Origin of the sequence: Staphylococcus roterodami, assembly GCA_022493055.1 — a bacterium.
In the GTDB taxonomy this organism is placed as follows: Bacteria; Bacillota; Bacilli; order Staphylococcales; family Staphylococcaceae; genus Staphylococcus; species Staphylococcus singaporensis.
Map to the genome: position 1 here is coordinate 436,647 of CP092781.1, position 19,741 is coordinate 456,387.

Sequence of the window (19,741 nt, forward strand, 5' to 3'; positions counted from 1 at the left end):
TGATGGAGTATATAAAAAAAATTGCTTTGTACATGAGTGTATTACTTTTAATCATTTTTATTGGGGGATGTGGAAATATGAAAGATGAACAGAAAAAAGAAGCACAAACAAATAAAACAAATTCAAAAGAAGAGCAAATCAAAAAGAGTTTTGCGAAAACGTTAGATATGTACCCAATTAAGAATCTCGAGGATCTATATGACAAAGAAGGATATCGTGATGGCGAATTTGAAAAAGGTGACAAAGGGATGTGGACGATATATACAGATTTCGCCAAAAGTAATAAATCGGACGAATTAAGTAATGAAGGTATGGTCTTACACTTAGATAGAAATACACGCACAGCTAAGGGATATTATTTTGTTAAGACATTTTATGAAAATGATAAACTTCCTGATAGAAAAAATTATAAAGTTGAAATGAAAAACAATAAAATTATTTTATTAGACAAGGTTGAAAATCAAAATCTTAAAGAAAGAATAGAAAATTTTAAGTTTTTCGGTCAGTATGCTAATTTCAAGGATTTGAAAAATTACAACAATGGTGATGTTTCTATTAATAGTAATGTTCCAAGTTATGATGTGGAATATAAAATGAGTAATAAGGATGAAAATGTTAAGCAATTAAGAAATCGTTATAGCATTCCTAATGATAAAGCGCCAATACTTAAAATGCATATTGATGGGGACTTAAAAGGAAGTTCTGTTGGATACAAAAGGTTAGAAATAGACTTTTCAAAAGAGGATAGAGATATATCAGTTATTGACTATTTAAGTTATAAGCCAGCGAAGGTGAAAAACGATGAAAGATAAATACAAAATAGATTCAGGAATTATCGATAATAATACTGAAGAAACCACGGCTGTTTCTAAAATAAGTTATGAAGTTGAAAATGCTTATCTACATGGTGTTGATAGTAGAAGAATAGAAAGACAATTAGATACGTTACGTTCAGATGGTAAATTCCCTTCTAATCTTGAATATATAGATAGTCACACAGATAAAAAATACGGTGTGACAGCAACTGCTTTCCTAAATAAAGATACTGGTAAAGTAGTTATTGGCATGACTGGTACAAATTTCAAAAAGGAAGCTCTTGCGAAGCGATATTCGGGAAACGGAGACAAACAAGATAAAATAGACTCAGACGAGACTGGAAAGGATTTAACTTCCGATTTCGAAATTGGAATATCTCCTCCGTCTGATAAGAGCAAACATTATGAAGAAACACAAGAGTTCATCAAAAAAATAAAAAATAAGTATGACATTGATTTTATTACTGGGCATTCACTAGGTGGTAGAGAAGCTGTAATATTAGGAATGAGTAATGGTATTCCGAATATTGTTGTTTATAATCCAGCTCCTATTTCTGTATTTAGTTTGAACCCTAATTCCCCGGAAGGAAAACGTTTATTAGAATTATATAAGAATTATAAAGGTAATATTACTAGGTTTGTTGCAGAAAATGATGAATTGACAGAATATCTGAAGAAATTTAAGCATTATGTTTTTTTCGGTAATGATAAAGTCTTAAAAAATGGTAAAGGTCATTCAATGGATGGGTTTTTAACCAAAGAAGAACAAAAAGCCATTAAAAAAGAACTTAAAAAAGTACAAGGTTATGTAGAAGAAAATAATAAGTCGTTCGTAAAAAATTCCAATAATGCTATGTCTAAATTAGCTAGTATAGAATTACTTAGAGCCAATATGATGACTACAAATGGTGGTTGGTTATCTTCTTCACAACAGAAAGTTTTAGAAAGTTTAACAGCTTTAACAATTGCACAGTCATTCAATCAACTGATAGAGGACGAAATTAATCAAATCAAAAAAATGCATAATGAAAAGAAAAAGAAATTTGAAAAAAATTGGGAAGACGCACAAAAAGCTGGGAACGCTGTAGGTAAAGATATAACCGTGAATGAAGTGCTAGAAGCTTTAAATGATGGTCAAGTGAATGAAAGTAGTATGGTAAGAGAACCTGAACAAATGATATCTCTAAATGAAAGGCAACTTTCAACGATAAAATCTTCTATATCAAATTATATTCTAAGAGTTAGGCTTAGTATTAATGAAATCGTTGATAAAGATCAAGCACTTGCGTCGCAAATAGGTGGTTTACTATGATGTTTAATCAAATTAATAATAAAAATGAATTAGAAGAATCATATGATTCTGAGAAAAAACGTATAGAGAATGAACTGCAAAACTTGAATGAGCTTAAGCATAGAGCTCGAAAAGAAAATGAGCGTAGTTATGATGTTTTTCGATATTTGAAACACGAAATGAATTACAGTGAAGATGCACAAAGGAAAATGACGAGAAATATAGAAGCGTATGAACAAGAAATCAATGAGATAATTAGAAAGCAAGAATGGAAATTAGAAGAATATAAAAAAGACTTAAAGAAATCTTATGAAAAGCAGTTAGATAAACTAAGTGATTGATAATTTGGAGGCGATTATATGAGTCCAATGATAGGACCATTTATAGGCCCGGATATAGTACCGGACATAGAACCGACTATAGTACCGGACATAGGACCGGATATTTCGTTAAGGAAAAAGGAGGCTCAAAAAGAAAATATTCGTACTGTTATTGCACCTGAACATAAGCATAAATATAAAGATATTGAAAATGAATTAAAAGGTGAAGAAAAAGTATTGATTGAACAAATGGCGCAGCATTGCAAAGCTTTTAAAGCTAATTTTAAAGGTGCAGCTCAAGGAGATTGGGTTAAAAGTGCTATGTCTGAGATAGACAGTATTAAGGATGATTTTAAAAAAATTAATAGCTAAACTACATATCATACTACTAAATAAAGCGACCAATGTTCAGTGTACTTACAACTGACAATAGGCCGCTTCTTTTTAATTTATTTTATTCTCATGTAAAGTAATTCCAACCGAATGGACATATCACACTCTCAATTGTAAAAACACAACATAAATCACTGTCCAGCATTAAACATACCCACATTCCAAACAGCAATAATAAAATTCCTCAAGTACCAAAATCTATGACCTCTTTATCAAAATCAATGCAAGTCAACATCGACCAAACTACCCGCTACTCATCACCTTCAACCTACAAACCATAAAGCGCTGCAGTTAAGTATTGAATGGCATAGCCAATAGAAATGAAAATAGCAATCGTTATAATGGCACTGCCGATTGTATATAAAGTATGTTTCGTAGATAAACCTTCTGTCTTAGAACCAAAAACACTTAGTAGAATAAATGCAATGCCAATGACATATAAAGCTAAAATGACAAATAACATGTTTATACACCTCGATTCTCTTTAGTGAGATATATCTTTGTCTCCATTATAAAGTAAAGTGCTCAATAATTTAATTAAGTATACTATTTTTTTATTATCGAAGATTGCGAAAGACGAAATGCTCCTATATAATGTAAAACGGAATTATTCCTATTTGCAAACGAACGAAACAAATAAATTGAAGTGAGGGTATATATATGGCTAAAATTCCAGTTACGGTATTAAGTGGTTATTTAGGCTCGGGGAAAACTACGTTGTTAAATCATATTTTACAAAATCGTGAAGGTCGACGTATCGCGGTAATTGTAAATGATATGAGTGAAGTGAATATCGATAAAGATCTTGTCGCAGATGGTGGGGGACTATCGCGTACAGACGAAAAATTAGTCTAACTATCTAATGGTTGTATCTGTTGTACGCTTAGAGATGATTTACTAAAAGAAGTTGAGCGTTTAGTAAAAAAAGGTGGCATCGATCAAATTGTTATTGAGTCTACAGGGATTTCAGAACCAGTACCTGTTGCGCAAACTTTCTCATATATTGATGATGAACTTGGCATTGATCTTACAGCAATTTGTCGTTTAGATACAATGGTTACAGTTGTTGATGCTAACCGCTTCGTTCATGACATCAACTCAGAAGATTTATTGATGGATCGTGATCAAAGCGTTGATGAAACAGATGAACGTTCGATTGCGGATTTATTAATTGACCAAGTTGAATTTTGTGATGTATTGATTATTAATAAAATTGATTTAATAAGTGAAGAAGAACTTGCAAAGTTAGAAAAAGTGTTAAGCGCATTGCAACCGACTGCTAAAATTATTAAGACAACAAATTCTGAAGTAGATTTAAAAGATGTCTTAAATACACAGCGTTTTGATTTTGAAAAAGCGAGTGAATCAGCAGGATGGATTAAAGAGATTGAATCTGGTGGTCATGCATCGCATACGCCTGAAACAGAAGAATATGGCATATCATCATTTGTATATAAACGTCGTCTACCTTTCCATGCTAAAAGGTTTAATGACTGGTTAGAAAGTATGCCAAGTAATATCGTACGCTCAAAAGGTATCGTATGGTTAGCGCAATACAATCATGTAGCATGTTTATTATCTCAAGCAGGGTCATCTTGTAATATACATCCAGTAACATATTGGGTGGCTAGTATGTCTGAAGTGCAACAAAGTCAAATATTAGCAGAACGTCAAGACGTCGCAGCTGAATGGGATCCAGAATATGGAGACCGTCATACGCAATTTGTCATTATTGGTACGGATTTAGATGAAGGTGCAATTACAAAAGAACTTGATGCATGTTTAGTCAACGCACAAGAAATTGATGCTGACTGGCAACAATTTGAAGATCCATATCAATGGCAAATTAGACCTGCACGCTAAGTTTAATAAAGTATAGTCGTTTTTAAATTGTGGATTTGTTACCTGCTATTTATAGAAATTAATGAAAAGTTTAGATGATTGGAAGATGTTTTTGTTTTCAATCTATGCAAAGTGTGATAGTTTTGATAAAGCAGAAATTTGCATTTTATCCAATAGAGTTGAGACATGTATTTGTCTTGGCTCTTTTTTTATGTATGTGTCGATGGTAGGTGACGACATAATTACGCCATTCGTCAAATGAAGGTACAATCAATGTTCAACAATCATAAAAACGAGTGATGATAACCATAACTATTATTATTCCATTCATATGCAACAAGTCATGGCGTTTTCACGCTTCAGCAATAAATCGAAACAAAGCAAAGCCACCATCCCTATTGGTACAGTGGCCTGAGAATTTTAAGTATTCAATTCGTTTAAATTATTTTACGAAAATGTCGATAATTGCTTTGATGATTTTAATAATAGTACCTACAATAGCCATTGTTTTGTCCTCCTGTATGTTATTTGAAAATAGTGATGAAGTTGATGTTCACAATAATTGTTATTAGTTATTTCCTAAAAATTTACCTAGTAAATCTTTAAAGAATTTGAATAATTTTCCTAAGAATTCCATGTGAGTGGCCCCCTTTAAATGAAGATTTCATATTTTATGAGATTTTTATTACTTACCAGTGAATTTCTCAATTAATCCTTTAATGAATTTAATAATTCCTGCAATGATACCCATGTGAAAAACCTCCTTTGTTTGTTATGAAAACTTATTTACCAGTGAATTGTTCGATTAAGCTTTTGATAACTTTAATGATGCCAGCGATGATACCCATTAAGATTACCTCCTTTGCTTATGAGTTAACTTCATTGTACATAGTTATCTTGTGCGTAATTGATTTTTTTCCTAACTTGAATTGTTATGATCATAACTGCGATTTTTTCATTTTAAAAGGACGGGAAATACTGCCTAACTGTACAGGTGCATTTACAAAAGATTTACAAACATTGATTTAACAGAGATAAGCTCATGAAGTTGACATGAAGAAGAAATTTAATTATATTTTAAGTTATAAGTTTAAAAATGAATAACACGTTAGGTCTCGTCTAGGCAATGCATTTTATAAAAGTGAATTGAACAGACAGAAGTAACATGACATATACATATGTGCAAGGAAGCACGCTTAAAGAGAACAATGTAACAAGGTATATCAACATACCATGCTGCATTGCCTAGTTAAACTGAAACCTGCAATAGTAAATTTTCTGCAATTATGTACAGAATCTACTATTGTAGGTTTTTATTTTTATAAATTAGCGATTTTGCAAGAAATTGGAAATGAGGAGGTTATGCAGTGTTAAGTTTACAACTGCTATTTTCACTATTTATTATTACGCTTATCATTGCATTGATAAGTGGTTTGTTGCTTTTAGTACCAGCCATGCCAATTAAATATATTAAATTACATTTATACATATTAGTAATGCCAGTATTATTTGCGATTATTGGTTTTTTCGGTATTCATGGTCAACATATCTTAGGACCTTTTAAAATTGATCGATTATCTTGGCTTTTAGCTGGATTTGTAATGGCGCTAGGATTTATTATTCAAAAATTTTCAATGCGATATTTATTAGGTGATCATCATCATAGACATTACTTTCCATTGTTTACGGCAATTACTTCTTTTGCATCTTTAGCATGGATGTCAGCAGATTTAAGACTGATGGCACTCTGCTGGGGAATGACATTATTATGTTTAACCTTGCTGATGAACGTGAATCGTTTTTGGAAAGTGCCACGTGAGTCTGCGAAATTATCTAGTATGACATTTTTATGTGGTTGGCTTGCATTTGTTGGTGCCATCGTTTCTATATATATTGCGACTGGAGAATGGCGCGTGCCTCAACATATGTCTAATTCGACATGGTCATTGATTACTGATGTACTGCTTGTATTAGCTGTCATGATACCAGCAGCACAATTTCCATTTCATCGATGGCTAATCGAATCTGTAACGGCACCAACACCTGTATCAGCAATTATGCATGCAGGTATTGTGAACGCAGGTGGGGTTATTCTAACTCGATTTGCACCGATATTTGATAATGGTTTTGCTTTATCATTATTACTGATTCTTTCAAGCATTTCTGTATTATTAGGATCGGGTATTAGCCTGGTTCAAGTGGACTACAAAAGACAGTTAGTCGGCTCTACGATGAGTCAAATGGGCTTTATGTTAGTTCAGTGTGCACTAGGTGTCTATTCAGCAGCGATTATTCATTTGTTACTACACGGCATCTTTAAAGCAACGTTATTTTTACAGTCGGGTTCTATCGTGAAACGATTCAATATTCCAAAACAAGCTTCGGCTAAAGATGCATATGGCTGGATTGTCATGGGGCGTATATTAGCTATTATTGTGGCATTTTTATTTTGGGTAAGCAGTGATAGAAGTGCGTATGAAGTGTTAAGTGCGCTAATTCTTGCTTGGTCATTACTTGTGTCTTGGAATCAAATGGTAGCCTTTAGTAAAGGACGCATGGCACGTCTTGTTGGTATGATTTTGATTGTAATCGTGACATTCATCTATATCATTACACATAATTATTTTTACGATGTATTACAAAATATAACTACACATGCGACAACACCGCCTACAATTAGTGTCATCATTAGTGTTATCATATTAATTTTTGGAAGTTTATTAAGTATCTGGGTTGCACGTCGTCGATATTCTACAGCTTTTGCGGTGTTATACGTGTGGCTAGTAAATTTAGGTGAAGCACGTTCGAAAGCGATAGAAAGTCATCCAAGTTATTTGAAGAAGTATTTATAGGAGGTAAAGGGTATGACAACACAGTTAAATATAAATGAAGTTATTGAAAATGCTAAACGTGTTATTACGCCGTTATCACCGATTTCAATTTTTGCTGCACGTAATCCCTGGGAAGGATTAGAAACAGATACATTTGAAGATGTTGCCGAATGGTTACATGACCTTAAAGATGTGGATATTTTTCCCGATAAAGCGTTAATTGAAAGTGCTGTAAAACGTGGTGAACTAGACGAAAGTATCTTTAATCAACTAGTAACTGATATGTTGCTTGAACATCATTACAATATTCCTCAACATTACATTAAGCGTTATATTGATAACATTAAAACGTTAGAAGACGTTCCAGTATCATATATTAATCAATCAAATGCTGGTGTTGTCGATTTGTTGTTGGAAAAGTCATTACAGGATAAGTCTGAATCTTATCATCAATATAATATCCGCCCTGTTAGCGATGCAGTAAAAGATGAACAAGGTGAACCACTTAGCGAACAAGTTAATCGTCAAATGATTAAATGGACGAAGTTATATATTGATCGATTTTTATCAAGTTGGACAATGCCAAAGCGTGAGCAAAGCTTTTATCATGCATGGTTACATTTAGCACAACACGATCGAACTTTTACTAAAGAACAACGTCAAATGATTAAACATTTGCCGAGAAATCCTGAAGTGGTTATAGAATCAGTGTTAAATCATTTTTCAATAATGCAGGAAGACTACCAAGTATATTTCGAGGGGCATCTATTGGCGTTGCCGGGATGGGCAGGTATGTTATATTACCGTTCACAACAGCATCACTTTGAACAACAATTATTGACAGAGTATTTAGCGATTCGATTAGTAGTTGAACAATTGATAGTAGGAGATAAAGTTAAGTCAGCCACTGAAGATTGTGAGAGTAGATCGGAAAATTGGTTTAAACAAACTATTGCATCTTGGTGTTATTACAGTGATATGCCTATTGACGTATTATTACAACATGAGATCAATGAAATTCAAAAATTCATTCAATTTGCAGCAACTATGAATAAAAATGTATTTAAAAATTTATGGTTGATTGCCTGGGAAATGACTTATGAAGCACAGTTAAAACAAAAAATTAAAGCAAGTAGCGAAAATGTGGCGGGCGCACTAGACGCTAATCAAGGAAATGTTTCGGAAAATGACTGCGCAAATCAGTCGCATTCAGTATCGTTAAATGCTACACAAGTAGCTACAGCAAATGTAGGGCATACTAATCAGGTGCAAACATCAACGAAAGCGCAAATTGCATTTTGTATAGATGTTCGTTCAGAACCGTTTCGTAGACACATTGAAGCGGCAGGGCCATTTGAAACGATTGGTATTGCAGGTTTCTTTGGGTTGCCTATTCAAAAAGAAGCCGTCGATGAACAATTTAAACATGATTCATTACCTGTAATGGTACCGCCAGCATACCGCATTAAAGAATTTGCGGATCGTTATGATATGAATGTTTATCGCCAGCAACAACAGACGATGTCTTCCATGTTTTACACATTTAAATTGATGAAAAATAATGTTATGCCTAGTCTGTTATTGCCTGAATTAAGTGGACCATTTTTAAGCTTGAGTACAATTGTCAATACGATTATGCCTAGTAAAAGTCGCGCGACTCTGCAAAAAATTAAACAAAAATGGTTAAAGAAACCTGAAACCAAGTTAACGATTGATCGAGAGTTTGATCGTACATCAGATTTACCGATTGGTTTTACAGAACAAGAACAAATTGATTTCGCTTTGCAAGCGTTAAAATTGATGGATTTAACTGAAGCATTTGCACCATTAGTTGTGTTAGCTGGACACGCTAGTCATTCTCATAATAATCCACATCATGCTTCACTTGAATGTGGTGCTTGTGGTGGGGCATCAAGCGGTTTTAATGCTAAATTATTAGCGATGATATGTAACCGTCCTAAAGTCAGACGAGGATTAGGGCAATTAGGCGTGCTTATTCCAGAGACAACTATTTTTGCGGCGGCAGAACATCATACATCTACAGATACATTGGCATGGGTATACATACCAGATACATTGTCGCCTGAAGCGTTAAATGCGTATGAAGCTTTGAATGATGCAATGCCATTAATCTCTGAACATGCTAATCGTGAACGTTTAGCTAAATTGCCAACGATTGGTAATGTCGCGCATCCAGTAGAAGAAGCAGAACGATTTGCAAGTGATTGGAGTGAAGTACGTCCAGAATGGGGTCTAGCTAAAAATGCATCATTCATTATAGGAAGACGCCAATTGACAAAAGGCATTGATTTAGAAGGTCGAACATTTTTACACAATTACGATTGGCGTAAAGATGAAGACGGAACATTGTTGAATACTATTATTTCTGGTCCAGCACTTGTAGCACAATGGATTAATCTGCAATATTACGCGTCGACGGTAGCTCCGCATTTTTACGGAAGTGGCAATAAAGCGACACAAACGGTTACGTCTGGTGTTGGTGTAATGCAAGGTAATGCAAGTGATTTAATGTATGGGTTATCATGGCAATCTGTTATGGCTGCTGACAAATCGATGTATCATTCACCTATTCGATTACTTATCGTCATTCAAGCACCTGATTATGTAGTAGCTAGACTGCTTGAAAGTAATAATCATTTTGCGAGAAAAATGTCTAATCACTGGTTACGTTTAATGAGTGTCGATGAGGAAGGTCATTTTAAAAATTGGATTTGACGATAAAATGTTATGGTGTGAAATGCCTGAAATTTCATTACGGTTGTAACGTTCTAACTTCTTTAAAATAACTAAAAATGATAAACTTAATGTGTTAGACGTCATCGTGACGACGTTGCAAAAATTAAGTAATCAATCATAATATTATTGGAGTTAGTGATATGAAAAGAACGAAAGGTGAAATAGAAGCAGAAATTAGTAAAGCCATAACACAATGGGAAAAAGATTTCCTTGGTAGAGGCTCCTTGTCCGTAAAGTCAGATATTTTAAGAGACATGGTAATAATTAGTTTGCAAGGTATTTTGACGCCTGCAGAATATCGTGTGTGCAGCACGAATGAGGGATTATTAAATATTAAACGAACACGTTCTGAATTAGTTGAATCAGGTGAGCAAGATTTAAATGAAATCATCTTTAACATTACAGGTATCAAAGTGATGAGCTTTCATAGTGATTTAAGTACAATTACAGGTGAACGTATTATTGTATTCAAACTTGAAGATAATTTGGAAAAGCATATTTAATGATGTCGTCATTGTCCATTGAGAAAGTGTAAAATATTGTCTAAGTCTTAAGAATACGAGGATGATGCTATATCGATGTTGTACGGTAATGTCATTTAGGGTTCATCTTTATAAGTATATCGTTGTATGACATTTATATGTGTAAAAAGTGTAGACGACTATATTAAATAATTGAATATAAACGCAAAAGTTTCACTACCATATGTGCCTTAGTATGGAGCAGTGGAACTTTTGTTTTATATACTGTATGCTTTATCCATGTATCGCATGACAATAATGTGAACGATATAAGCGTAAAGTCGATATAAGATACCTAAAAAGTTAGGTATAATCACCATTATCGCAATGAGCTTTTCAGCTTTAAAACCGATAACGCATAAGATGATGGGGATTAAATATAAGATTAAAATCCAATAAATTAAATTGGAGAATGATGGATGAATAGGGGTAAAGAATCGAACTAATGTAATAATTAACGCTATATAGACAAATATTACTCTATTGATACGCCTTACCCCCCTCTGTATATTAAATATAAATTGTACAATATTAGAAATAGCAAAATGTTGTTAGTTCTAATTATACAATGTTTTATTTGCAATATACATAACAATATCAAGTTTATAATTTTGATATTGTCGATAAAGTGAAAACTAGGGTAAATCGTTATGAAGCAATACATTTATAAAATAAAAATTGATGATATGAGGAGATTGTAAGATGATAGATAAAAAGTTAACATCACCTAAAATGACAGTGCCATTATTTTTAGTTGCGCTGATTGTATTTATAGGTGTGTTTTACGGTGTTGTGACTAATCAAGAATGGCTTAAAAATATAGATATGGGATCATTAACATGGTTTACAGATTATTTCGGTGAGCCACAACGACAATATGTAAATGGCTTGTTTAATTATTATATGACGTTTAGCGCGGAAATAGGTGACGTCAAAGGTGTTGTATTGATTTCGCTAATTGTAACAATTATATTATTTATCAAACAGAGGCATTTAGCTATCTGGTTTGTGACGTATTTGGTTTCAGGTGTCATCATGAACAAATTAATTAAAGATACTGTTTTACGTCCAAGACCATATAATCATTTAGCGGTTGATACAGGGTTTTCTTTCCCAAGTGGACATTCAAATGCAAGTACCTTGTTGTATTTCGCTTTAATGGTTATCATTATTTCGTTAGCAGCGAAAACTGTAACGAAAGTTTTAAGTGCAATTGTTATGGGGATATTGTGGCTCAGCATACTATTTTGTCGACTTTATTTTCACGCACATTATTTTTCAGATGTCATTGGAGGCACGTCACTAGCAATCATTTGGGTAGCGTTATTCTTAATGGTATATCCATACTTTATTAATCATCGACGACAACGCGTTTAGCTAACATCTTTAGACATAGTGGAGGTATATAGAAAATGAGAATTAAAACACCGAGTCCATCTTATTTAAAAGGTACAAATGGACACGCAATATTATTATTGCATTCATTTACAGGTACAAATCGAGATGTGAAGCATCTTGCAGCAGAATTAAATGAACAAGGATTTAGTTGTTATGCTCCCAATTATCCTGGACATGGTTTATTGTTAAAAGATTTTATGACATATAATGTTGACGATTGGTGGAAAGAAGTTGAGCAAGCTTACCAATTTTTAGTCAATGAAGGTTATCAATCTATTAGTGCGACAGGCGTCTCTTTAGGTGGATTAATGACGTTGAAATTAGCGCAACATTATCCATTGGCTCGTATAGCTGTGATGTCAGCGCCGAAAGAAAAGAGTGACGATGGTTTAATTGAACATTTAGTTTATTATAGTCAACGCATGGCTAATATTTTAAATTTGGATCAGCAAGCAGCAGATGCACAATTAGCGGCAATCGAAGATTATGATGCTGAGATTACGAAGTTCCAAAACTTTATTGATGATATTATGATGCATTTAGATACGATTAAAATGCCGGCCAATATATTATTCGGTGGTAAAGATGAGCCGTCTTATGAAACAAGTGCACATTTTATATATGAACATTTAGGCTCAGAAGAGAAAGAATTAAATGGTCTTGAAGATTCACACCATTTGATGACACATGGAGAAGGCAGAGATTTATTAGAGGCCAATATCATTCACTTCTTTAATAAATTAAAATAATTGAAGATTTTAAAATTAGACACTTGAGTGACGATGTACTTACATCTGTCATTCAAGTGTTTTTTTAGTGGTGGTGATATATGTGTGCCAAGTATTATGTATTTACATGATTCATGTCAGCATGGCAGTTTGAGTATGAAGGGGCGTCTCTTTAATAATATGTATTTTTGAAACAGGTGTATTGCATGTTAATTACATACATGTTAGAGTGATACTTAAACACGTAGACGCTTTAACGCTTTAAAGGAGATATGAACAATGAAGAAACAACAATCACAATGGAAAACTTCAACGGGATTTATTTTAGCGAGTGCCGGATCAGCAATTGGACTAGGTGCCATGTGGAAATTTCCATATATGGCAGGTATATATGGTGGTGGCGCATTTTTAGCTATGTTCTTAATTTTTACCATATTTGTAGGTTTACCTCTGCTTGTTATGGAATTTATAGTTGGAAAAATGGGACGAACATATACAACGCAAATTTACAGCAAACTGACAGGTAAGAAATGGCTGAATGTCATTGGCTGGAATGGTAACTTAGCTGTATTTGTCTTGTTTGGTTTCTATAGTGTTATTGGTGGTTGGATTGTAATTTATATCGGTCAGGTGTTGTGGCAATTGATTGCATTTCAACGAATCAATCATCTCCAAGAAATAAATTTTGAAGCGATAATAACAAATCCATGGTTAACTGTTTTTGGACAAGGATTATTTATTATAGTTACGATGATCATTGTGATGTTAGGTGTCGAAAAAGGGTTAGAAAAAGCCTCTAAAGTGATGATGCCATTGTTATTTATCTTTTTAATCGTTATCACAATTAAATCGTTAACATTAGATGGTGCGTTAGACGGTGTGAAATTTATTTTACAGCCAAGAATATCAGAAATTACAGGTCAGGGTATCTTATTTGCGTTAGGACAATCATTTTTTACCTTGTCATTAGGAACAACAGGTATGATTACATATGCAAGTTATGCCTCTAAAGAAATGACGATTAAGTCATCAGCTATTTCGATTGTTGTCATGAACATTTTTGTATCTCTTTTAGCCGGCTTAGCGATATTTCCGGCATTGCATAGTTTTGGTTATGAACCGCAAGAGGGACCAGGGCTATTATTCAAAGTATTGCCTATGGTATTCAGCCAAATGCATTTAGGTACATTATTCTACTTAGGATTCTTAATACTATTCTTATTTGCAGCTTTGACATCATCAATTTCATTATTAGAATTGAATGTTTCTAACTTTACGAAGAATGACAATTCGAAACGTAAAAAGGTAGCAGTTATTGGCAGTATTTTAGTATTTATTATTAGTATTCCAGCAACTTTATCATTTGGTATTTTAAAGGACGTAAGATTTGGAGCGGGAACAATTTTTGATAATATGGACTTCATCGTTTCGAATGTATTAATGCCATTAGGTGCATTAGGTACTACACTGGTCGTAGGACAATTATTAGATAAAAAATTATTGCAGCAACACTTTGGTAAAAATCGGTTTAGATTATTCAGTGGCTGGTATTACTTAATTAAGTATGCGATGCCAGTTGTTATTATTTTAGTCTTTATCGTACAGCTATTTAGTTAATATATGGAAGCATCTGGCGCACAAGTATTTGTGTTGTTCAGGTGCTTTTTTATTTGAGGTCGAAAATGATTGTGTCTGTTTTGAATTAAAAGAATCTTAGATAATTGCAAAATAGCAAAATGTCGTTTATAATTCTTATCTGAAAAGTAAGGATTAAAATTCGATATGAAAGAAGGTTTCATTCATTTGGTAGAAGACGGTCAGATGAAGATACATTAATGATTACGTATGATTTAATCGGCAATACACCATTAGTACTATTAGAACATTTTAGTGACGAGAAAGTTAAAATTTATGCCAAGCTCGAACAATGGAATCCAGGAGGCAGTGTAAAAGATAGGATTGGAAAATATTTAGTAGAGATGGCAATTAAAGATGGACGTGTGCGTGAAGGGCAAACTATTGTTGAAGCTACTGCTGGCAATACTGGTATAGGTTTAGCAATTGCTGCGAACAGACATCACTTGAAATGCAAAATCTTTGCGCCGTATGGATTTTCAGAAGAAAAAATCAATATAATGATAGCACTTGGTGCAAATGTTTCAAGAACTAGTCAGTCTGAAGGGATGCTTGGAGCACAAAAAGCTGCACGTGCTTATGCTGAGAAATATAACGCTGTTTATATGAATCAATTTGAATCGTTTCATAATCCAGATACGTACTTTCATACGTTAGGACCTGAACTGATATCAGAATTACATCATATTGATTATTTTGTGGCTGGTATTGGCTCTGGCGGTACATTTACAGGTACAGCAAGTTACTTAAAGCAATACCAAGTGCAATGTTATGCAGTAGAACCAGAAGGGTCCGTGTTAAATGGTGGACCAGCACATGCGCATGACACTGAAGGCATTGGCTCTGAGAAGTGGCCAACATTTTTAGATAGGACACTTGTTGATGGGATTTTCACAATTAAAGATCGAGATGCTTTTCGAAATGTCAAAAGTTTGGCTATGAATGAAGGGTTGTTAGTAGGCAGTTCTTCAGGTGCAGCATTACAAGGTGCATTGAATTTAAAAGCGCAACTAACTGAAGGTACGATTGTTGTCGTATTTCCAGATGGTAGTGATCGCTATATGTCTAAACAAATATTTGAATATGAGGAGAATAATAATGAACAAGAAAACTAAATTAATTCATGGTGGGCACACAACAGACGATTATACAGGTGCCGTTACAACACCAATTTATCAAACGAGTACATACTTACAAGATGATATTGGTGATTTGCGTCAAGGATACGAATATTCACGAACAGCGAATCCAACGAGAAGTTCAGTGGAAAGTGTTATTGCAGCTTTAGAAAATGGGAAACATGGATTTGCATTTAGTTCAGGTGTTGCAGCAATCAGTGCAGTAGTCATGTTATTAGATAAAGGGGATCACATTATTTTAAATTCTGATGTATATGGTGGTACATATCGTGCATTGACAAAAGTATTTACACGATTCGGGATTGAAGTTGATTTTGTAGATACGACATATACAGATACAATTGAACAAGCGATTCGCCCAACGACAAAAATGTTGTTTATTGAAACACCATCTAATCCATTATTGCGTGTTACAGATATTAAAAAATCTGCTGAGATTGCCAAAAAACATGGTTTGATTTCAGTTGTTGATAATACATTTATGACACCTTATTATCAAAATCCATTAGATTTAGGTATCGATATTGTCTTACATTCTGCAACGAAATATTTAGGTGGACATAGTGACGTTGTTGCAGGTTTAGTTGCCACATCAGATGATACCCTTGCTGAACGTTTAGCATTCATTTCAAATTCAACAGGTGGCATTTTAGGGCCTCAAGATAGTTACCTACTAGTAAGAGGTATTAAAACGTTAGGTCTACGTATGGAACAAATTAATCGAAGTGTTATTGAAATTATTAAAATGTTACAAGCACATCCAGCTGTGCAACAAGTATTCCATCCAAGTATTGAAAGCCATTTGAATCATGATGTACATATGGCACAAGCAGATGGTCATACAGGTGTGATTGCATTTGAAGTGAAAGATACTGAGAGTGCAAAACAATTAATTAGAGCAACATCTTATTACACATTAGCTGAAAGTTTAGGTGCTGTTGAAAGTTTAATTTCAGTACCTGCATTGATGACGCACGCATCAATTCCAGCTGATATTAGAGCTAAAGAAGGTATTACAGATGGGCTCGTTAGAATTTCTGTAGGTATTGAAGATACAGAGGATTTAGTAGAAGATTTAAAACAAGCGTTAGATACGTTATAAATTATAGATGATAGAGGCACTAGCATATATTTTAAGATCAACTTAAATTGATTTTGAAAATGCTAGTGCTTTTTTGTGTGAGGCAACGTCTTTAATGTTTTAGTTATGGGGATTGTTGGTCATTTATCTGGATTTAATAGGACGATGGTCATAGTAGTTTCACTAATTGTTATAGTCACATAGTTCATTTATTTTTTAATTTTTTAGAAAATTCAGCGAATTGTATTGACGATGTCATCAAAGTTACATATAATGCTCTTATTCCTAGTGAATTGATAAGAATTTGAAGGAGGGGGCTTTGCATGATTGAGTTTCGACAGGTAAGTAAGACCTTTAATAAAAAGAAGCGAAAAATACATGCTTTAAAAGATGTATCATTTAAGGTCAATCGCAATGATATTTTTGGTGTGATTGGATACAGTGGTGCTGGAAAAAGTACATTAGTAAGACTTGTGAATCATCTTGAAGCTGCCTCAAGTGGTCAAGTGCTTGTAGATGGACATGATATTACAGATTATAGTGAAAAAGGCATGCGAGAAATAAAAAAAGATATCGGGATGATTTTTCAACATTTTAATTTGTTGAATTCAGCTACCGTATTTAAAAACGTCGCAATGCCACTCATTTTAAGTAAGAAAAGTAAAAAAGAAATTACGAAACGAGTAACGGAAATGCTTGAATTTGTAGGTTTAAGCGATAAAAAAGATCAATTTCCTGATGAGTTGTCTGGTGGACAAAAGCAAAGGGTAGCTATTGCAAGAGCGTTAGTTACTAATCCGAAAATATTACTTTGTGATGAAGCGACAAGTGCGCTAGATCCAGCAACAACCGCTTCGATATTGGCATTATTAAAAAATGTAAATCAAACGTTTGGAATTACGATTATGATAATTACCCATGAAATGCGTGTCATTAAAGATATATGTAATCGTGTTGCTGTTATGGAAAAGGGGCAAGTTGTTGAAACAGGAACAGTGACGGACGTATTTAGTCATCCGAAAACGACAATTGCTCAAAATTTTGTATCTACTGTAATCCAAACCGAGCCAAGCTCGCAATTACTACAATATTTAAATGACAGACAAGTTGGTGACTATAGAGATTATAAACTCTTTGTAGAAGAAACTCAGTTGACGCAACCTATTGTGAATGATTTGATTCAAATTAATCAAGGGCAGGTTAAAATATTGTTTTCTTCTATGTCTGAAATACAAGGTAAAACTGTTTGCTATTTATGGCTAAGATTTGATACGAATCAACAGTTTGATGACACGGCAATACATCAATATTTTAAAGAGAAAAATATTCAATTTGAGGAGGTGCAATAGCGTATGTTTGGTTCGGATTTAGATAGCGCGCAGCTTTTACAAGCATTATATGAAACGCTATATATGGTGTCGGTTGCTTTATTTTTAGGTGCAGTGATAGGCATACCACTAGGTGTTTTATTGGTGATTACTAGAAAAAATGGTATATGGCCTAATATGGTGATACATCAAATTTTAAATCCATTAGTTAACATTTTAAGGTCATTACCATTTATTATTTTGCTTATCGCGATTGTACCATTCACTAAATTAGTCGTAGGCACTTCAATTGGTACGACTGCTGCAATTGTGCCATTAACAGTATATGTGGCTCCTTATATTGCCCGACTTGTTGAAAATTCTTTGTTGGAAGTAGATGAAGGGATTATTGAAGCGGCAAAAGCAATGGGAGCTTCACCGTTGCAAATCATTAGATATTTTTTAATACCTGAAGCATTGGGCTCATTAGTATTGGCAATTACAACTGCGATTATTGGGCTTATTGGTAGTACAGCGATGGCTGGTGCTGTCGGTGGAGGCGGTATCGGCGATTTAGCCCTAGTATATGGCTATCAACGTTTTGATACAACAGTCATTATTATTACGGTTGTTGTATTAATTATTATTGTTCAAGTGATTCAAACGTTAGGAAATGTCTTAGCTAGATTTATACGTAGACATTAACGATTGATATATAAGTATTAATTTGAAGGGGATTGATAAAATGAAGAAATTATTTGGATTAGTCATTGTAGCATTATTGTTATTGGCGGCGTGTGGTGGCAATAACGATAAAAAGGTAACGATTGGTGTCGCATCAAATGATACAAAGGCTTGGGAAAAGGTTAAAGAATTAGCTAAGAAGGATAATATTGATGTAGAAATTAAGCATTTTTCTGATTACAATTTGCCGAACAAAGCTTTAAATGATGGTGATATTGATATGAACGCGTTCCAGCATTTTGCATTTTTAGATCAGTATAAGAAAGCACATAAAGGAACTAAGATTTCAGCTTTAAGTACAACAGTGTTGGCACCTTTAGGTATTTATTCGGATAAAGTCAAGAATGTTAAAAGTGTGAAAGATGGTGCCAAGGTTGTTATTCCTAATGATGTATCTAATCAAGCTCGTGCGTTGAAGTTATTAGAATCAGCAGGATTAATTAAATTGAAAAAAGATTTTGGATTGGCAGGAACAACAAAGGATATTATTTCTAATCCTAAACATTTGAAAATTACAGCAGTTGATGCACAACAAACAGCACGTGCATTATCAGATGTAGATATTGCTGTTATTAATAATGGTGTCGCAACTAAAGCTGGCAAAGATCCAAAAAAAGATCCGATATTTTTAGAAAAATCTGACTCAGATGCTGTAAAACCATATATTAATATTGTTGCTGTTAATGACAAAGATTTAGACAATAAGACTTATGCGAAAATTGTTGAATTGTATCATTCTAAAGAAGCACAAAAAGCGCTGCAAGAAGATGTGAAAGATGGAGAGAAACCAGTTAATTTATCAAAAGATGAAATAAAGGCAATTGAAACGTCGTTAGCGAAATAAGTTAAGTGAGTCCTACAAGCAAAGTTAACACTTATGTTTGTAGGATATTTTTATTTGACTAATAAAATATTTCAGGATGAGATAGGAGGTGTAAC

Annotated in this window: 20 protein-coding genes and 2 pseudogenes; 16 read left to right on the top strand and 6 right to left on the bottom strand. The window is 33.7% G+C overall.

Going from position 1 to position 19,741, the window contains the following annotated elements:
* Positions 1-2 precede the first annotated feature (2 nt).
* From ML436_02040 to ML436_02055, 4 genes are read left to right on the top strand one after another with little or no spacing between them, the layout of a single operon-like run.
* Positions 3-812 carry a tandem-type lipoprotein gene (locus ML436_02040; GenBank protein ID UMT78551.1) on the top strand — a complete coding sequence of 270 codons (810 nt, stop codon included), beginning with the start codon at positions 3-5 and terminating at the stop codon, positions 810-812.
* The gene (locus ML436_02045; protein UMT78552.1) at positions 802-2,127 is read left to right on the top strand and encodes a hypothetical protein; all 1,326 of its coding nucleotides are present in this window, start codon (positions 802-804) and stop codon (positions 2,125-2,127) included. Before ML436_02040 ends, ML436_02045 begins: the two co-directional genes overlap by 11 nt.
* Positions 2,124-2,447 (top strand): hypothetical protein, encoded by a 324-nt coding sequence (locus ML436_02050; protein ID UMT78553.1) that lies wholly within the window; start codon positions 2,124-2,126, stop codon positions 2,445-2,447. Before ML436_02045 ends, ML436_02050 begins: the two co-directional genes overlap by 4 nt.
* A gap of 18 nt (positions 2,448-2,465) precedes the next feature.
* The gene (locus ML436_02055) at positions 2,466-2,798 is read left to right on the top strand and encodes a hypothetical protein (protein UMT78554.1); all 333 of its coding nucleotides are present in this window, start codon (positions 2,466-2,468) and stop codon (positions 2,796-2,798) included.
* A 289-nt stretch (positions 2,799-3,087) separates the two neighbouring features.
* Here the strand turns inward: ML436_02055 and ML436_02060 are convergent, their stop codons facing one another.
* Positions 3,088-3,288, bottom strand: coding sequence for a hypothetical protein (locus tag ML436_02060; GenBank protein ID UMT79472.1), 201 nt, complete (start codon positions 3,286-3,288; stop codon positions 3,088-3,090).
* 191 nt (positions 3,289-3,479) lie between these two features.
* On the opposite strand from ML436_02060, the pseudogene ML436_02065 reads away from it, so the two are divergent.
* A pseudogene (locus ML436_02065) lies at positions 3,480-4,682 on the top strand (GTP-binding protein).
* A 421-nt stretch (positions 4,683-5,103) separates the two neighbouring features.
* Here ML436_02065 and ML436_02070 read toward each other — a convergent pair.
* The 4 genes from ML436_02070 to ML436_02085 form a co-directional block, all read right to left on the bottom strand.
* Positions 5,104-5,166, bottom strand: coding sequence for a phenol-soluble modulin PSM-alpha-4 (locus ML436_02070; protein ID UMT79473.1), 63 nt, complete (start codon positions 5,164-5,166; stop codon positions 5,104-5,106).
* 63 nt (positions 5,167-5,229) lie between these two features.
* Complete coding sequence (locus tag ML436_02075; GenBank protein UMT79474.1) at positions 5,230-5,298, bottom strand: alpha-3 family phenol-soluble modulin; 69 nt, start codon at positions 5,296-5,298, stop codon at positions 5,230-5,232.
* A gap of 48 nt (positions 5,299-5,346) precedes the next feature.
* On the bottom strand, positions 5,347-5,412 hold the full coding sequence (locus ML436_02080; protein ID UMT79475.1) for a phenol-soluble modulin PSM-alpha-2: 66 nt from the start codon (positions 5,410-5,412) through the stop codon (positions 5,347-5,349).
* A 31-nt stretch (positions 5,413-5,443) separates the two neighbouring features.
* A complete protein-coding gene (locus ML436_02085) occupies positions 5,444-5,509 on the bottom strand; it encodes a phenol-soluble modulin PSM-alpha-1 (GenBank protein UMT79476.1) in 66 nt (21 codons plus the stop codon).
* 519 nt (positions 5,510-6,028) lie between these two features.
* Here ML436_02085 and ML436_02090 point away from each other — a divergent pair.
* From ML436_02090 to ML436_02100, 3 genes are all read left to right on the top strand, one after another.
* Positions 6,029-7,513 (top strand): NADH dehydrogenase subunit 5, encoded by a 1,485-nt coding sequence (locus tag ML436_02090; GenBank protein UMT78555.1) that lies wholly within the window; start codon positions 6,029-6,031, stop codon positions 7,511-7,513.
* A 12-nt stretch (positions 7,514-7,525) separates the two neighbouring features.
* Entirely contained in the window at positions 7,526-10,228 is a 2,703-nt protein-coding gene (locus tag ML436_02095; GenBank protein ID UMT78556.1) for a YbcC family protein, read from the top strand.
* Positions 10,229-10,389: 161 nt separating this feature from the next.
* Entirely contained in the window at positions 10,390-10,752 is a 363-nt protein-coding gene (locus ML436_02100) for a DUF2294 domain-containing protein (GenBank protein ID UMT78557.1), read from the top strand.
* Between the two features lie 236 nt (positions 10,753-10,988).
* Here the strand turns inward: ML436_02100 and ML436_02105 are convergent.
* Positions 10,989-11,434 (bottom strand): annotated as a pseudogene (locus ML436_02105) (hypothetical protein).
* Between the two features lie 38 nt (positions 11,435-11,472).
* Between ML436_02105 and ML436_02110 the strand changes: the two are divergent.
* The 8 genes from ML436_02110 to gmpC all read left to right on the top strand — a co-directional run bounded on the left by ML436_02110 (position 11,473) and on the right by gmpC (position 19,646).
* Positions 11,473-12,147 carry a phosphatase PAP2 family protein gene (locus ML436_02110; protein ID UMT78558.1) on the top strand — a complete coding sequence of 225 codons (675 nt, stop codon included), beginning with the start codon at positions 11,473-11,475 and terminating at the stop codon, positions 12,145-12,147.
* Between the two features lie 35 nt (positions 12,148-12,182).
* Entirely contained in the window at positions 12,183-12,917 is a 735-nt protein-coding gene (locus tag ML436_02115; GenBank protein ID UMT78559.1) for an alpha/beta fold hydrolase, read from the top strand.
* Positions 12,918-13,175: 258 nt separating this feature from the next.
* Positions 13,176-14,513, top strand: a complete 1,338-nt coding sequence (locus tag ML436_02120) for a sodium-dependent transporter (protein ID UMT78560.1) — start codon at positions 13,176-13,178, stop codon at positions 14,511-14,513.
* A 218-nt stretch (positions 14,514-14,731) separates the two neighbouring features.
* Positions 14,732-15,646: a cysteine synthase family protein gene (locus ML436_02125; protein UMT78561.1), complete on the top strand. Its 915-nt coding sequence runs from the start codon at positions 14,732-14,734 to the stop codon at positions 15,644-15,646.
* Positions 15,630-16,772, top strand: a complete 1,143-nt coding sequence (locus ML436_02130; GenBank protein UMT78562.1) for a bifunctional cystathionine gamma-lyase/homocysteine desulfhydrase — start codon at positions 15,630-15,632, stop codon at positions 16,770-16,772. Before ML436_02125 ends, ML436_02130 begins: the two co-directional genes overlap by 17 nt.
* 302 nt (positions 16,773-17,074) lie before the next feature.
* Positions 17,075-18,100 (top strand): methionine ABC transporter ATP-binding protein, encoded by a 1,026-nt coding sequence (locus ML436_02135; protein UMT78563.1) that lies wholly within the window; start codon positions 17,075-17,077, stop codon positions 18,098-18,100.
* A gap of 3 nt (positions 18,101-18,103) precedes the next feature.
* Positions 18,104-18,763, top strand: a complete 660-nt coding sequence (locus ML436_02140) for an ABC transporter permease (protein ID UMT78564.1) — start codon at positions 18,104-18,106, stop codon at positions 18,761-18,763.
* Positions 18,764-18,803: 40 nt separating this feature from the next.
* Positions 18,804-19,646, top strand: a complete 843-nt coding sequence (gene gmpC, locus ML436_02145; GenBank protein UMT78565.1) for a dipeptide ABC transporter glycylmethionine-binding lipoprotein — start codon at positions 18,804-18,806, stop codon at positions 19,644-19,646.
* The last annotated feature ends 95 nt before the right edge of the window (positions 19,647-19,741 follow it).